Source organism: Levilactobacillus lanxiensis (assembly GCF_016861655.1).
Classification (GTDB): Bacteria; Bacillota; Bacilli; order Lactobacillales; family Lactobacillaceae; genus Levilactobacillus; species Levilactobacillus lanxiensis.
Genome location: NZ_BOLN01000018.1, coordinates 1 through 12,835, shown reverse-complemented (window position 1 = coordinate 12,835; position 12,835 = coordinate 1). Strand labels below are relative to the sequence as shown.

Sequence of the window (12,835 nt, the reverse complement as noted above, 5' to 3'; positions counted from 1 at the left end):
AAACTGGAATCCTCGTTCTAGCATTGAATATCCTCAAGTTAGTCTCCACCAGGAGAAGACGGCTTGAGAATCAAGAGCATGGAAATAAGGCACGAAACCAAAGTTCGGTTTCGTGCCTTATTTTTGTTCTACAGAGGCTAGTTATGTCACAGCCTCTTTTTGCGTGTTCATAAATGGGTTAGAATTCAGGTGGTTACGGGTATTAAGCCGCAACTCGTTCCGGACGTTGCCGGTGACTGGCCGTGAGGCGGTAAAAGGCGGCGACAGCCAGGCCACCGATGACGATGCCCAGTGCATTGGCCAGGACGTCGTTGATGTCGCTGCTCCGGTTGATCAGCCAGTGGTGGGAGAGCACGTATTGGATGGTCTCGACGCTGCCTCCAACGAAGAGCCCGCAGAAGCCGACGCCGAAGAGGGACAGCTTGGGGAGCGCCCATTTTAGCAGGAGCCCCAGTGGAATCGTTAAGATGATATTTTCCAAGAAGCCGAGGTTGAAGACGTCTAGGTTGGTCAGATTGACCCGCCCGATGCCAATCGGCATGATGTAGATGCCAGTACCATCAAATGAAATCGGGGTGAAAAGAATTGCAGCTAAACCCGTTAAGTAGCTTAGCACTAAGAGGGCGAACCAGCGATGTTTACCACCGGTTGCGACGATGAGCAGGCCGCTTAGTCCAGCCATTAAGATAATGAGTAATAAGGGTTCCCAACGCATCGAACCACCTCCGTGAATTTTTGTGTGTCTGTCGTGTCCGTTAACCTGTTCCTAGACTACAACAGAATTCACAGTTACGGGGAACTTTGACCGGAGTTTTAAGGTTTCTTGGGTCCTTTAGGAAAATCGTAAGGACTTGGTCAAAGAAACATCACAGTTTTTCGGGGATTTGTGGTTAGCGCTGGGGCCGACAAAAATGCCCAGGCCCTTTTTCTATGCTAGTTTATATGGTCGAAACGTGCGACAAAAGGCAGCCGGTTCCGCTTAAAACTGATAACCAAACAATCCCAAAACCAGGATTATTCGGTTATCAGCCTTAATGCTCGCCGGCTAACCGCCTTTTGTCCCACTCTCAATTCAGTCAGCGAGTGCGTTTCGTTTCAAATCCAACTGGAAACGGGCAATGATCAGGCCATTTAACCCGATGATCATCAGCAACATCGTCCACCAGGCGCCAGGTAAAGCCAGATTGGTGGAAATGGCCGCCCGTAGCACCTGAATCAGGTAGGTCATCGGTAACCAGGGATTGAGGGCTTGGGCCAGCGGACTCACTAAGGGGAGCGGGTAAAGACCACCGGAACTGGCCAGCTGCAGGACCAGGACGATGGAAATCAGCCAGGTTCCGAAGCCGCCTAGTAGGAGTCGTAAGCAGAAAATGAGGGATAGAAAGAGCAGCGACCCGATGAGAATGGCGCTGAAGAGCATCAGGCGGGACTGGACGGTTAAAGTGTTGGCCTGGCGCAGGGTCGCGTAGAGCAGACCACTTTGCCCCAGGGCGACCATACCGATGATGACGGCCTTGCTGGCCCACCAGGTGAGGGCGTTACGTGGCCGACGGTAGGTTCGGCGGCCGTCGTACATGGTACCGAGGGCAATGCCACCGACGTAGAGCCCGATGGCAATCGCAAATGGCGCCATACCAGTGCCGTTGTTGGGTACACTCGCTACATCATGGCTGTGAGCAATTACGGGTTGAGCGAGGACCCGAGCGTTAGCGGGCCGGGTTGCCAGGGTCGCCAGCCGTTGACCTCCAACAGCCAAGCTAGTTCCTAGCGATTGGCTACCGGTTTGAAGCTGCGTCAGGCCTTGTTGCGTGGCAGTTAGTTCAGCAGTCAGGGCGGGTTGTTTGGCCGCTTGTGTAGCGGTTTGTAGTTGACGATTGCCGGCTTGTAGGCGTTGGGTACCGCTAGTGAGCTGTTGGCTCCCGGCGGCTGCCCGTGTCATTCCGGCAGTAGCCCCGCGAAGCGCCTGCAACAGCACCTGGGTCTCCAACTGCGTGACGTTGTGGCTAACTTTCGTCGTGATGGCGTTAGCCGCACCGGTCGTCATTTTAGAAACGATGAAGTTGGCGCCTGAGTTCAGATCATAGTGTAGCTGAAGTTGGTGGGGCGTGTCAGTCAGAAGGGTTGTCGCGTTGCGGGAGAAACTGGCTGGAATCGTGACGACCAGATAGAGCTTGCCAGCTTTGAGTCGACGTTGTGCCGTGGTAGCACTCAAGTGGTGAAAGTCTAACGCCGTGGATTTGTCCAGGTTACGGGTCAGCTGCTGGCCAATAGCGACGCGGTGCCCCTGATCGGTAACGGGCTGGTCGTGATTGACCACGGCAACCGGGATATCAGCTGAGTGGCCGTACGTGTTCCACATAGAGGAGAGGTAAAAGTAACAGTAAATTGCGGGAATCAACGCAATCATTAACAAGACGACCAACATCATTTTGTGTTGGCGTAGGTAGGTCCATTCGGCTTTGAGCATGAGCAACCGCCCCTTTCAAATTAGCAGCTTGTTGATTGAACGGGGCTAGCATAACAGCACGAAATGGTTCAGACAATAAACACTTTGGTGTCAATTGTTGAGTTGCTCAGACCAGCGGGTGACTGTCGTTTCTTTGCGGAACCTTATCAAATCAGCTGACTTAACCAGCGACACTGTGGCCGGTGATGTTGATTGACTGTGACGTTCAAAAGCTTTTTAATGGAAGCCAACTAAACAATCTGTTCAGGGAGGTGCGTCATGGAGACGGATGCGAAAAGATTAGCCACGGAGGTCAAGATTCAGCGGACATTTATTCAATTGGTGACGACGGTTGGGTTTGATCGGCTGACTGTTCAGCGGTTGAGTCAGGCAGCGCAAATCAACCGGGGGACCTTTTACCTCCATTACTTAGACAAGTACGACCTGTTAACTCATTTAGAAAATGACCTAGTGACGCAGGTCCAGGAGATTTTTCAGCGGTATCCAAAGCCAGGGACGGGGGCAACTACGACGGATGCCTTTGGGCAGTTGTTCACCTACCTGTACCGTCAGCGGCAGTTGGCCGTGGTTCTGTTAAATAGCCCGGCTTCGCAGTTGCGTGGGCGGGTCAAGACGCTGATTTTGACCGTCATTGGTCCAGCCACGGCCTCGCCCATTTCACCAGCTATCGCGCGCGAATTGGTGGCACAAGGTATTCTTGATTTTGTGGGTAATTGGTTAGGGCAGGAGCCCGTGTCATCGCCAGAGCAGGCTTACACACTTTTTAAGCAGACCAGAAGCCTGTCGCCACAACAGCTGTTAGGAGGCACCGAGTGAGTCTACGAGGTGATCACTATATTGTTTTGTAAGCGCTTCAAAAAAACGGCGATCCATGATATGATGGTGCCAAAGGGGTGGAAACCATGAAATTACGACAAGCGGTCGGGATTGTCCTGGGATTAACCGTCGGCGTGGCACTGGGGCTAGCTTCGGCGCCGACCGCGCAGGCTTCGCAGAAGTACACGGTGATTTCAGAAAAGTGGCCGACTCAGCGGCCAACTTATCGGGCGAAATATCCTAATAAGAAAGTTGTGATGTGGAATAAGAAACACACGAAACGGCACGGTTACTTGACGGATAGACCGAATACGACCTTTTCTCGGGCCTCAACCGTGGTCTTAAAGCACGGTCAGACGAAAGCAGTTTACTACTACCTCGTTGCGGGCGGGACCAAGGCTCATCCGAAGGCGACGGCCGGCTACGTTTGGCGGGGGTATGTGACGCAGGGGTTAGCGCTGGACCGGCTGAAAAGTCGTTACGTGCCAATGGGCTGGTTCACGAACAATCGGGACTACCAAGACTACCTCAAGCTCTCGCCAACTCAGGGGATTACTCGGGCGATAGCGAAATCATTACCCAATATGAAATTAACCTACGATTTAACCAATATTGCGGCGTACGAATTTGGACAGAAACTGGGTAACGAGGATCCAGCCCTGCCAATGGTTAAGAAGAGCGTGCTGAAGCCAAATAAGTATCAGCACGTGACCTATTTCCCTAAGGTGACCGACTATCTGGCAACGAGTAACGCCGTCAGCACGACGAAGCGAGTCAAAAAGGTTAAACAGATTCTGGCCAACGATTACGGCTATACGGCTGCCAAACTGGAAAAACTTAAGAACTATGAAATTGGCTTAAACATCGAGGAAAATGTTAAGGGAAAACCTTCTATTGATAATGGTCCGAATGCCGAAAAGTTCTACGCGTTTGCGATTGGGCAACGAGTGGACTAGTGGGGCTAAAGATCTTAGACCACAATTATTAACGTGATTACAACTAATGTTATTTGAAACGTCGGTGGTTAACTACCAGACAAAGGTGTCCATCTTCTCGGAATTTCTTGAGAGGATGGACACCTTTATTTTCTTTTAATCTTCACGGCGGAACTTGAAAACTGGCACAATCAGCAGGGCTGCAAACGGTAACCAGCTTAGGCTACCAAAGACATTTAGGAAAGCGTGATTCAAATGGTGCTTCAGCGCCTGCCGAACCGTGTGGACTAGATTAGCCAGCTCCTGATTAAGTTGCTGGACTTTTTGGGTGATCTTGCGGTTAACGGCTAGCGTAATGGTGTGGTGAATCTGCTGCTTCGTGACCTGGGGAATCAGGGACGGGGAAACTTGTTTGACTGTGGCGAGTTGCTGGATGGCTTGGCGATAGGCCATCGTTGCCTTCTGTTGGCGGGTTGCCGCTGAGATAGTCACGGTTGGAGACGTCACAGTTGCGGCCGTCGCGGTCACGGTGGTGCTGTTCGGATTGAGCTTCCGCCGTAGCTTACGAGTCAACGTGTTTTTCTGGGCAGTGGTGACGTTGGCCAATCGACTCACTTGCGTCTGAGCATCGGCTAACGTGTTTCGCTTTGCTTGGGTCACGTTGCTGGTCAGCAGGGTCGTGAAGACTGCAATCGCCAGGACCATCCCCACTTGCCGCAGAACGTTTGCGACGCTTTGCGAGCTGGTTAACCGTGAACCGTGGAAGTCGGCTACCGCTAGAATATTAGCCGTTGCGGCGACTAAGCCATAGCCTAGGCCCAATAGAACGTCTGCGAGAATCAGCTGGTGGTAGTTTGACCCCATGGGAACGGTGCTCAGCAGTAGGTAGCTCACGCCCATCAAGAGGAAACCAACGGCGACAATGACTTTGTTATTGATGCGCTTGATCACGAGTGAGGTCAAGATGACCGTAATCATTACGGTGACCGAGTAGGGTGTCATTAGAAGCGCGGCCTTGAGCTCGCTAGTGCCGTGAACCCGCGTTAGAAATGTGGGTAAGAGCACGGCCATGCCACCTAAGAAAAAATTGCAGAGGACCAATGCCAGGCTTGAACCATTAAAGTTTCGGCTCCGGAACAGTTGTAGGTCGACCATTGGCACTTTCGTGTGACGTTCCCAGAAAAGGAAAAGAAGAAAACTGATGAAGGCGAGAGCAAATAGACTGAGAATGACGGGAGACTGCCAGCCCCAATCATTTCCCTTGATCAAGCCCAACGAGAGACTGAAGAGCATGATCATGCTGAGAGCGGCGCCAAGCCAATCAATTTTAACGTGGGTCGTTTTTTCGTGGCGGAGGGGTAAGACGAAGCCAAACACCAGTAAGTCCAGGACAACCAAGGGCACGTTGATGAAGAAGACCCACCGCCAGCCAAAGTATTGAGCGACGATGCCGCCGATGGTTGGTCCTAAGGCAACGGCCAGCCCTTGAACACCTGCCAGAGCGGCCACGACACGGTTACGGTTGGCCATGGAGCTAAGGTCTAAGCCAATGACCATGCTGGTTGGAATGATGGCTGCGGCGCCAACGCTTTGGATGGTCCGAGCAATCAGCATCCAGGTAAGGTTAGGCGCCATGCCGGTCAGAAGTGAGCCGGTCCCAAAGACTACCAGTCCAGCGAAGACAAATTTATTCTGACCGAAGCGTTCCGCCAACCGGCCAAACGGAATAATTAACGTGGCGAAGATGATGGTGTAGACGTTCAGTGCCCACGAGAGTTCCGTGAGGCTTTCCCCAAAAGCCGACTGAATCTCGGGTAACACGATGGTCATAATGGAGACGTCCATCATACACAGCAGGTTACCTAAGAGTAAAACGGGTAAGACACCTTTTAGTTTGTTCATATGCTTCTCCCCCTTTAGCTGACACATCTGAGTCGGTGTGTCTCATCTGTGACACCTTGACTTTAACAGCGTATACTGAGGGAAACAAGCTGTAGAACGCTAATGACAACAAGTGCTACACAAGTCGGGGGTTTGTGACAGGAGGTCGGAACAGCATGAATGGACAAGAAAGACTGGCACAGCAGTCTAAGGCGTGGTTGATCACCGCGCTCTTTGATTTATTAGTAGAGCAACCTTACGAGACGATTACCGTTAAACAAATTGCGGAACAGGCGCAGCTCTCTCGCCGAACCTTTTACCGGGCATTCCGGGATAAGGATGATCTACTGGATGCGTATAATCACGAGGTGGGGCAGCGCTACCTGAATGCGCTACAACAGATTGCGCCGCAGAAGATGGTCTTTAAAGATGTGTTGACGTACTTCTTCGAATTCTGGTGGCAGGAACGCAAACAGCTGCGGTTACTGATGGAACAGGGACTATTCGGTCGGATGCTGGCCAAGATTACCCCAATGGCCAACGAAATTTACCGGGTCTTCCCGGCCCCATGGCACATTGCGGGGTCACCGACCGAAACGGCTTACATCATGAGCTTTGCGGTGGGGGGCTTTTGGAATGTCTTGAGTCAATGGTTAGTCAAGGACCAGCCAGAGTCACCGGCTGAGATGGCCACGTTACTGATGGCTGGCCTGCAGCGGTTGGGAGAAACGTCGGATTAGATCTTAATATAGCCCTCAGGAAGTGCACACAGACCTTCCCGGGGCTATTTGTCGGCCTGAGTTTGCTCAAAGCCACCCCGTATGTTACGGTTAGAGTCTACGGAAAAATGAGGAGTGACGTTAATGAGTGTGGCAGGTTGCCGTGATATGTCCGGCAAGAACGTGTACACAGATTAGCAAACAGCACGACCAACAATTCAATGAACCTTATGAAGCGTTCCGCCAGGCTGTTCGCTGCAAGGAGAGAAAATGAATTTAAAAGAAATTACCCAATTAGATCAAATCTTGACAAAGGTGGCCTCCTTTACCCACAGCACCCGGGCGGCCACGGCCATTCAAACCGCGACCAATCAGACGGCCATCGCTAGCGTTCGAAAAGAACTAGCGCTGACGGCGGAGGCCCACCAACTATTAGCCAACAACGTGGTTTTTACCTACTTTGACTTGGACCAGATGGACGCGCTACAGACGAAGCTGGATCAAGGGCTGATGTTAAACGCGCCACAGTTAGACCTCGTCAATCACTTTTTGATTAACCTACGCCGCTTGAAAACGACCCTGCAGGCTAACCAGCAACAGGCCACCCAGCTAACGGAACTATTGGCGTCATCGACGCAGCTCACCGGGCTCCAACAACGCTTGGAACACGTCATCGTGCACGGCCAGGTGGCGGATGATGCCACGCCGGAGTTGGCTGAGATTCGCCAAAAAATCGTTAAGCAACGGCAACAGGTACAGACAGCGCTGACGCAGTTTGTCCAGAAGCATCCCCATTCCGTCCAAAGCAAACGCCTGATCACCCGCAACGATCGGGTCTGTGTCCAGTTGAAGGCCGGCGAGAAGAATAAGTTTAAGGGCCAAATCATTGACCAGTCCTCGACCGGCTCAACGGTCTTCTTTGAACCGGCAACGGTGGCGAAGAAGGGTGCCGTCCTCGCTGGGATGATTGCCGATGAGAGCGCCGAGGTTTACCAATTACTGGTGACCTTAACGGGAGACGTCTTAGATAATTGGGACGCCCTGACCGAGAACCAAACGCTTCTCAGTCGCTTCGACCAGATCATGGCGCGCGGCCAGTACGGTTTGGAAACCGGCAGTCAGCTGCCCACGCTGAATACGGACCAGCACGTTAAGATTGTTGCCGGCCGCCATCCTTTGTTAAAACACGCGGTGCCCCTCGATATCGAATTGACGCCGCAACAGGGCCTGATGATCACCGGTGCCAACTCTGGGGGTAAGACGGTCGTTTTGAAGACGATTGCGTTATTTGCCCTGATGATCCAATTTGGCTTGGAGTTGCCGGTTGATGCCGGAACACAGATGCCCGTCTTCAGCCAGTTCTGGGTCGACATTGGTGATAACCAAAGCATCACGGCACAGCTCAGTACCTTTGCCGCCGAGATGACGACGCTGGTCGACATGACCGATCATATTCAGGACAACGCTTTAGTCTTGCTCGATGAAATTGGGAGCGGGACCGATCCGGAAGAGGGGTCTGCCCTGAGCATTGCCATCATTGAGTATCTTCGCCAGAAAAAGGCAACCATCATTGCGACGACCCACTTCAGTGCCATCAAGGAATACGCGGTCGACTGTCCGACGTTTATGACGGCCACCATGGCCTTTGATCCGAAAACACTGGAGCCCACGTATCACCTGTTACTTAACCAGGTGGGGGCCAGTGAGGCCGTGTGGCTGGCTGAGCGGTTGGGCTTGTCTCCGGCTATTTTGGCTGACACCCGGCAGCGACTCGCAGCGAAGGAAAATCAGTAAATCTACGCTAAAAAAGGCGGTAACCGCTATGAGCTGGTTGCCGTCTTTTACTGTGGGAATTAGTCTAGTGGGCGGGTTGTCCTGAAGGTTAAGCGCACCCTAAATTGCTGGTTGCCGGTCTTGATGGCTAGTTTCCCGCCCAAGGTAGTCACCAGGGATTGCACAATGTTCAATCCCAAGCCGAGACTTTCTGTGGAGTGATCATCGGTGGTGTAGAACTGTTCAGTCGTCAGGGAATTTTCCACTGAAGTTACCGCGGTTTCATTTTGAAATTCGAGACAGATATGCTGATCATCCAGTGGCTTCAGGCTGACAATGGCTGAGTGCTGTGCGTATTTGAGCCAGTTGCCGACTAGATTTTGAACGATTCTTTGCAGTAAAAGCTGGTCGGTTGTAAATGTGATATTAGGTGTAATCTGGGGAGTCACAGTAATCTGTTTCGCAGTCAAATCATCAAAGAAGCCAAACAGTTCCTGCTCCAGAAAATGGGACACGTTCACCGATTCCAGATTTAAATGATTCGCTTTGGTACGCACCAAATTAAAATCCATCAAGTAGCGTAAGTAGTAGTTGACGGACGCCAGGTTGTCTAGCACGCGTTGCAGGTTAGTTGGCGTGGCGGCCGTTGGCTTTTGCTGAATTAATTGGACGTAGCCAGTAGCCACGGTCAGCGGTGTTTTGATGTCGTGCGTGAGGTTAAGCAGCATTCGCTCCAGGTGATGTTCGCGCTGGTATTCCGTTTGCTGGAGGTTCTGGGTCTGGCTAAGCATGTGATTCAGTGCCAAGGCCAGTCGTTGAATGCCGCCAAAATGAGAATTACTCGTGACGCCAGCGTTGGTGGTGTGGGTATTGATATAGGTGAGATCCGTTGTGATGCGATGTAGTGCGCTGAGCAGTTGACTCAGGATAATCACAAGAACCAGGACCACCAAGACTAAGACGCCGATGATAAAAGTTAACATGAGTCCCTCCTTATCAAGCCAGTCGGACGCCGATTCCCCAGACGGAGACGATATAGTGTGGTTGTTCAGCCAATTCATTTAGTTTGATCCGTAGATTACTAAGATGAACGTTGAGGGTGTTCTCGGCATTTTGATAGGGTTCACCCCAGACCGCTTCGTACAGCTGCGCCTTTTCAAAGACCTGGTGGGGTTCCTTGAGGAGCAATTTCAGCAGGTTGAATTCTTTTTTAGGTAAGACTAAGGGCTGGTTAGCAACCGTGATATGATGGGTATTGCTATCCAAGCAAATTTCGTTAAACTCTAGGACGTCAGGCGCTGGCTGAATCGTCGAGGGCAACGCACGTAGTTGAACTTGAATACGGGCCAACAGTTCATCGATGTCGAACGGTTTGGTCAGGTAATCGTTGGCCCCAGCTTGAAGTAAGGCCACCGTTTTGGTCTTTGACTGAATGGCGGTCAGGACCAGAATGGGCACACTAGAGGTTTTACGAATCGTCTTCAGGACGCTTTCGCCAGTAATGTTCGGCAACATCAGGTCTAGAATGATTAAGTCAGGTTGCTGATCATTAAAAATCTGTAAGGCACTGATGCCATCTAAGGCAGTTAAAATTTGGTAGGTGGGGCTGAGGACATCGTGCAGGAGGTCCTGAATATCGGTATGGTCTTCCACGATTAGAATTTTTTGCATCGTTTTTATAGGTCTCCTTAAGGTACGTTTCAATTATAGTCGAATCGGTTCATCGTCACAATTTAGATTAAATTAAGGTTTATTTATACCGGAGCTTTAGAAAGCTACCGTACATTAATCAGTGTTGAGAACGCTGAGGGGGAATTCATTATTAGTGAGAATGTTTTAATCGTCAAACATGTCAGTAAACAATTCGGGGAGTTCCAGGCGCTAACTGACATTAGCATGACCGTCAAGGCAGGGGATATTTACGGTTTAATTGGCGAAAATGGGGCGGGGAAGACCACGTTGATGCGGCTGATTACTGGGTTATCCCATTTAACTGCAGGAAAAATTACCTTGTTGGGCGAATCAGTGGGTCACTATCGCCATGCGCTACGGCGAACGGGGGCCATCATTGAGAATCCCGTTGCCTTTCCCAATCTGACCGTTAAACAAAATTTGAAGCTGTGTGCGATTCAACACGGCCTTGCCGAACCACAATTGATTCCGGAAGCCCTAGCGTTTGTGGACCTTACGGCTAAACAGGCAACCAAGGCCAGCCAATTATCGCTGGGGCAACGACAACGACTGGGCCTTGCCCTAGCCATCCTACCCCGCCCGGATTTTTTGATTCTGGACGAGCCCATCAATGGTCTTGATCCAAGCGGGATTATCGAATTCCGTCAATTAATCAAGCGGCTGAATGAAGAGCGCCACACAACCATTCTGATGGCGAGTCATATTTTGTCGGAACTGTATCAGGTCGCTAACCGATTTGGGATTATTCATCACGGCCGATTGATCAAGGAGCTGACCAAGACGGAGTTAGACGTGTTCAATCAGTCTGGTCTGGAGATGACGGTAGACCGGGTAACACTCGCAGGGCAGGTCTTAGACCAGGCGGCCATCGGCAAATTTGCGATTCTCGATGATCATCATCTCATCGTCCAGCAGACTACACTGTCGGCCGCAGTGATTAACCGGGCACTGGTCGAAAATGGGGTTGCCGTTTCTGAAGTCGTTCAGCGTGAAAGCTCGTTGGAACAGTACTATACCAAATTGATTGCTGAGGAGGACCAGGCGGATGTTGAATCAGATTAAGGCGGATGCTTATCGTCAAATTCATAGTCGCGGAATCTATTTCACGCTCGCTGCCGCCATCCTCTTAGGTGGCATGATTACGCTTAATGGCAGTTTCTACGGTATCATGGTCAGCTCGACCACCATGCGTCGCCTGGGGGCAGCCAATTGGTCGGCATTGACCGGCCTGAGGAGTGCGACGTTATCGGCAACGATTCTACTGTACTTAGCGATTGCCTTGTTTGTGCTGGTGATGGGTCAGGAATTTTCTAAGAAGATTTATAAAAACACCTTAGTCTCGGGGATTTCACGACTAGCCTTTATGACCAGCAAGTTGATGACGCTGCTGGTCGATGTGCTTGTCCTGACACTTAGTTACTATGGGGTTGTTATTCTGGTTGGCGAATTGACCGGTTGGTCGGCAGGGGCACCACTACTCACGTTGATACAGACATTGGGCATGATGCTATTGACGATTTTGCTCTTTATTGATGACATTCTCAGCATGGGCGTCATCATCTTGATGTTGACGGATTCAATCGTGACAGCCGCGCTATTTATTACGCTGTGGCCGGTTCTGATGGCGACCTGTTCGGACGTGTTGGGTTGGAGCTGGCTGACGTACATTGATTTTACCGACGTTGTTCAGAAGCTAGCTTTGGGAACGTTGAAGATCACCGGTCTGGTTCCGTACTTGGTCGTGTGTTTGGCCATTATTATTGCCGCAGGTGGGGCTTCGGCGATGATGTTACAGCGTAAAGAATTATAGGGAGATGTTAGCAGATGAGTAAGCGTCAGGTGAAAGGGTTAATCGCCGTCCTAATCGTTGTGTTCCTAGGTGTTGAAACCGTCAAGATAGCCCGGATGCCACATCATTTAACGACTCAGCAAATTTTGCAACGATTCAGTTGGCATATAAACACGAAACAGGGTTCTGTCGGAATTGCTAAGTTTTCTAAGTCAATGATGGAAATCACCCACGCCCATTCTAGTCATCACTATCGTTACTCAGTTGATGATTATAATCAGGTGTTAAGCATCAGAAGTGGCCGTCTTAGTGGCCGGTATGCCATGAAAATGGATACGATTGATTATAAACTGGTTCCGGAAAAGGGGCATCGGGGGCAGCAGGACATTCGATTGATCAGAATCGATTGATGGGAGGCAAAGAAGATGCTATTTTTACTAGAGTTACCTTTATTTTTGTTGCGAATGGGATTACTGATGTTCAGATTATTTTTCCACTTATTTTGGGTCATTCTGATAGTCTTTCTGTTAGTTGGTGTCCTGGGTTGGAAGGTGATCTTGCCGATTATTTTTTAAGGGTGTTGGCAAACAGATAAGCTCGACACAATGAGGCTGTGACATAACTAGCCTCTGTAGAACAAAAATAAGGCACGAAACCGAACTTTGGTTTCGTGCCTTATTTCCATGCTCTTGATTCTCAAGCCGTCTTCTCCTGGTGGAGACTAACTTGAGGATATTCAATGCTAGAACGAGGATTCCAGTTT

At 50.7% G+C, this 12,835-nt stretch carries 13 protein-coding genes; 8 read left to right on the top strand and 5 right to left on the bottom strand.

Annotation, left to right across the window (positions count from 1 at the left end):
• Positions 1-202: 202 nt before the first annotated feature.
• Both JUF22_RS13625 and JUF22_RS13620 read right to left on the bottom strand, forming a co-directional pair.
• A complete protein-coding gene (locus tag JUF22_RS13625) occupies positions 203-715 on the bottom strand; it encodes a VanZ family protein (protein WP_203647192.1) in 513 nt (170 codons plus the stop codon).
• Positions 716-1,072: 357 nt separating this feature from the next.
• Entirely contained in the window at positions 1,073-2,467 is a 1,395-nt protein-coding gene (locus JUF22_RS13620; protein WP_203647190.1) for a YhgE/Pip family protein, read from the bottom strand.
• A gap of 258 nt (positions 2,468-2,725) precedes the next feature.
• On the opposite strand from JUF22_RS13620, the gene JUF22_RS13615 reads away from it, so the two are divergent.
• Together JUF22_RS13615 and JUF22_RS13610 are read left to right on the top strand one after the other, a co-directional pair.
• Entirely contained in the window at positions 2,726-3,283 is a 558-nt protein-coding gene (locus JUF22_RS13615; protein ID WP_203647188.1) for a TetR/AcrR family transcriptional regulator, read from the top strand.
• 86 nt (positions 3,284-3,369) lie between these two features.
• On the top strand, positions 3,370-4,239 hold the full coding sequence (locus JUF22_RS13610; protein WP_203647186.1) for a hypothetical protein: 870 nt from the start codon (positions 3,370-3,372) through the stop codon (positions 4,237-4,239).
• Positions 4,240-4,374: 135 nt separating this feature from the next.
• Here the strand turns inward: JUF22_RS13610 and JUF22_RS13605 are convergent, their stop codons facing one another.
• On the bottom strand, positions 4,375-6,120 hold the full coding sequence (locus JUF22_RS13605; RefSeq protein ID WP_203647184.1) for an MFS transporter: 1,746 nt from the start codon (positions 6,118-6,120) through the stop codon (positions 4,375-4,377).
• Positions 6,121-6,275: 155 nt separating this feature from the next.
• On the opposite strand from JUF22_RS13605, the gene JUF22_RS13600 reads away from it, so the two are divergent.
• Both JUF22_RS13600 and JUF22_RS13595 read left to right on the top strand, forming a co-directional pair.
• Entirely contained in the window at positions 6,276-6,839 is a 564-nt protein-coding gene (locus JUF22_RS13600; RefSeq protein WP_203647182.1) for a TetR/AcrR family transcriptional regulator, read from the top strand.
• 249 nt (positions 6,840-7,088) lie between these two features.
• Entirely contained in the window at positions 7,089-8,612 is a 1,524-nt protein-coding gene (locus JUF22_RS13595; protein ID WP_203647180.1) for an endonuclease MutS2, read from the top strand.
• Positions 8,613-8,671: 59 nt separating this feature from the next.
• On the opposite strand, the gene JUF22_RS13590 is transcribed toward JUF22_RS13595, so the two are convergent.
• Together JUF22_RS13590 and JUF22_RS13585 are read right to left on the bottom strand one after the other, a co-directional pair.
• Positions 8,672-9,574 carry a sensor histidine kinase gene (locus tag JUF22_RS13590; protein ID WP_203647178.1) on the bottom strand — a complete coding sequence of 301 codons (903 nt, stop codon included), beginning with the start codon at positions 9,572-9,574 and terminating at the stop codon, positions 8,672-8,674.
• A gap of 13 nt (positions 9,575-9,587) precedes the next feature.
• Positions 9,588-10,262: a response regulator transcription factor gene (locus JUF22_RS13585; protein WP_203647176.1), complete on the bottom strand. Its 675-nt coding sequence runs from the start codon at positions 10,260-10,262 to the stop codon at positions 9,588-9,590.
• 150 nt (positions 10,263-10,412) lie between these two features.
• Between JUF22_RS13585 and JUF22_RS13580 the strand changes: the two genes are divergently transcribed.
• From JUF22_RS13580 to JUF22_RS13565, 4 genes are read left to right on the top strand one after another with little or no spacing between them, the layout of a single operon-like run.
• Positions 10,413-11,345, top strand: coding sequence for an ABC transporter ATP-binding protein (locus JUF22_RS13580; protein ID WP_203647194.1), 933 nt, complete (start codon positions 10,413-10,415; stop codon positions 11,343-11,345).
• Complete coding sequence (locus JUF22_RS13575; protein WP_203647174.1) at positions 11,329-12,093, top strand: ABC-2 transporter permease family protein; 765 nt, start codon at positions 11,329-11,331, stop codon at positions 12,091-12,093. Before JUF22_RS13580 ends, JUF22_RS13575 begins: the two co-directional genes overlap by 17 nt.
• Before the next feature lie 14 nt (positions 12,094-12,107).
• The gene (locus JUF22_RS13570; protein WP_203647172.1) at positions 12,108-12,482 is read left to right on the top strand and encodes a hypothetical protein; all 375 of its coding nucleotides are present in this window, start codon (positions 12,108-12,110) and stop codon (positions 12,480-12,482) included.
• Positions 12,482-12,667: a hypothetical protein gene (locus JUF22_RS13565; RefSeq protein WP_203647170.1), complete on the top strand. Its 186-nt coding sequence runs from the start codon at positions 12,482-12,484 to the stop codon at positions 12,665-12,667. Before JUF22_RS13570 ends, JUF22_RS13565 begins: the two co-directional genes overlap by 1 nt.
• Positions 12,668-12,835 lie beyond the last annotated feature (168 nt).

Coding starts and splice junctions, on each gene's coding strand:
- JUF22_RS13575 (WP_203647174.1), top strand. CDS start 11,329: ATGTTGAATCAGATTAAGGCGGATGCTTATCGTCAAATTCATAGTCGC.
- JUF22_RS13600 (WP_203647182.1), top strand. CDS start 6,276: ATGAATGGACAAGAAAGACTGGCACAGCAGTCTAAGGCGTGGTTGATC.
- JUF22_RS13610 (WP_203647186.1), top strand. CDS start 3,370: ATGAAATTACGACAAGCGGTCGGGATTGTCCTGGGATTAACCGTCGGC.
- JUF22_RS13615 (WP_203647188.1), top strand. CDS start 2,726: ATGGAGACGGATGCGAAAAGATTAGCCACGGAGGTCAAGATTCAGCGG.
- JUF22_RS13625 (WP_203647192.1), bottom strand. CDS start 715: ATGCGTTGGGAACCCTTATTACTCATTATCTTAATGGCTGGACTAAGC.
- JUF22_RS13565 (WP_203647170.1), top strand. CDS start 12,482: ATGGGAGGCAAAGAAGATGCTATTTTTACTAGAGTTACCTTTATTTTT.
- JUF22_RS13605 (WP_203647184.1), bottom strand. CDS start 6,120: ATGAACAAACTAAAAGGTGTCTTACCCGTTTTACTCTTAGGTAACCTG.
- JUF22_RS13570 (WP_203647172.1), top strand. CDS start 12,108: ATGAGTAAGCGTCAGGTGAAAGGGTTAATCGCCGTCCTAATCGTTGTG.
- JUF22_RS13620 (WP_203647190.1), bottom strand. CDS start 2,467: ATGCTCAAAGCCGAATGGACCTACCTACGCCAACACAAAATGATGTTG.
- JUF22_RS13590 (WP_203647178.1), bottom strand. CDS start 9,574: ATGTTAACTTTTATCATCGGCGTCTTAGTCTTGGTGGTCCTGGTTCTT.
- JUF22_RS13595 (WP_203647180.1), top strand. CDS start 7,089: ATGAATTTAAAAGAAATTACCCAATTAGATCAAATCTTGACAAAGGTG.
- JUF22_RS13585 (WP_203647176.1), bottom strand. CDS start 10,262: ATGCAAAAAATTCTAATCGTGGAAGACCATACCGATATTCAGGACCTC.